Source organism: Parabacteroides sp. AF17-28 (assembly GCF_003479205.1).
Lineage (GTDB): Bacteria > Bacteroidota > Bacteroidia > Bacteroidales > Tannerellaceae > Parabacteroides > Parabacteroides acidifaciens.
Genome location: NZ_QUGV01000060.1, coordinates 1 through 1,509 on the forward strand (window position 1 = coordinate 1; position 1,509 = coordinate 1,509).

2 protein-coding genes are annotated in these 1,509 nt (G+C 44.4%); both read right to left on the bottom strand.

The genetic code is table 11. From position 1 onward, the window contains the following. Positions 1-211: 211 nt before the first annotated feature. Complete coding sequence (locus DWW90_RS20295) at positions 212-1,204, bottom strand: transposase (protein WP_199659207.1); 993 nt, start codon at positions 1,202-1,204, stop codon at positions 212-214. After that, on the bottom strand, positions 1,170-1,509 hold a 340-nt coding region (locus DWW90_RS20300; RefSeq protein WP_122346280.1), incomplete at its 5' end, for a hypothetical protein. The genes DWW90_RS20295 and DWW90_RS20300, both read right to left, overlap by 35 nt.

A 1,509-nucleotide genomic window follows, 5' to 3' on the forward strand; every position in this document is an offset into this window, starting at 1 on the left:
TATAGATTTATGCTTATCCATTTAAATCAAGACCCTTTGAAAAAAGGATAGTGCTGAATGGCAGTGGTGGGTTCGAGGGGGCAGGCTGAAAGAGTTAAACTCTTCAGTATATAAGTTAACTAAAACGATAACTATGTGTGAGCGGGAGAATAGTAGATCATCTATCTCCCGCTTTTTACATTAAACTCACTTTTGGGGGGCAGCCGCCCTCTCATTTTGGATAACCATAAATCTTGGCTAATCTAAAGAGGAAGAATTTTTCATCCACCACTCCCCTTAAAGCCGTTCTGAACTGTTTGATTTTTGCGTTAAATGATTCCGCCGCCGCGTTAGAGGACCTCTTATTATAGAAGTTAAGTATCTCCTCATAATGCTCATAAAAGGTTGCTGCGATCACATTAAAAGCATGGAACCCTGCCTCTTCCACCTTGTTATACCATTTGGCCATACTCAATCTTGCCGCATCTTTTATTGTATTCTTAGCCAGAATCATCCTGAGTGAATGGCATAGTCCATACGCCTGTTCCAGTTCCGGATATTCCTTAAAAAGGATTTTGGCTCTCTGTTTCTGTGATGGAGTCCATTTTTCAGATGATTTGAACAGCAGATACCGGCTCCTGGCCAACAGCTCTTTCTTGGAGTCTCCATTTTCATATCTTACAGGCACATATAATTCCCCATTTAGTTTAGCTTCTTCCATCTCTTCGTTGGCTTCTTGGATCGCGTCCCAGCGGAGCTTAATGCGCATTTCCTGTACGGCATCACAGGCCAATTTCTGGATATGGAACCGATCTATCACACGAGATGCCTTACGGAAGCAGGAACGGACTATTTTGCGCATCGAGTCCGACAAGTCCAGTGTCACTTCTTCCACACGGTCCAACAGATCCTCGGGAATATGGCGTAAGGCAGCTATAACAGTCTCTGATTTAACCCCTGCAACAATGGCGACAAGGCACATCTCACGACAGTGCCTGTCCCTGTTGGTGACGATCGTATAGAGATTGCCATTGGACAAGGAAGTCTCATCAATAGCCAGATTGGGACCAATATTATCGGGGAAGACGAGCCAGTCGTCGGCATGACTCAATTCTTCCCAAGTACGATAACCGCTTAATACATCCTTGTACTGCTTTTCTAAAGTAGATGCGTCAATGTGATAAAAATCATCAAGTGTACGGCAGGTCACCGGGGATGTGTCCATATGTCTCTTTTAAAAAAGACGCAAACTCCTGCGAGTAGCGGGTACCTTCGGCAGCTATTTTTAGGGGCAAAATGAAACTCTTGCCGGTGCGAGTGTCAATCCACTTACGACGCCGGAACAGAAGGATTACCTTGTGGTCACGGATTGGGAAATCAGTGATGGATACTGCCGGGATAAAACCTTTGGATTCGAAGTGAACATCTTTACGTAAGGTCTCATACAACTTCTCATCGAGATGGATGTGAATCTCGGTCTCATTACTTTCTACCTTGACTATATCGAATGACTCGAGTACTTCGCAGGGA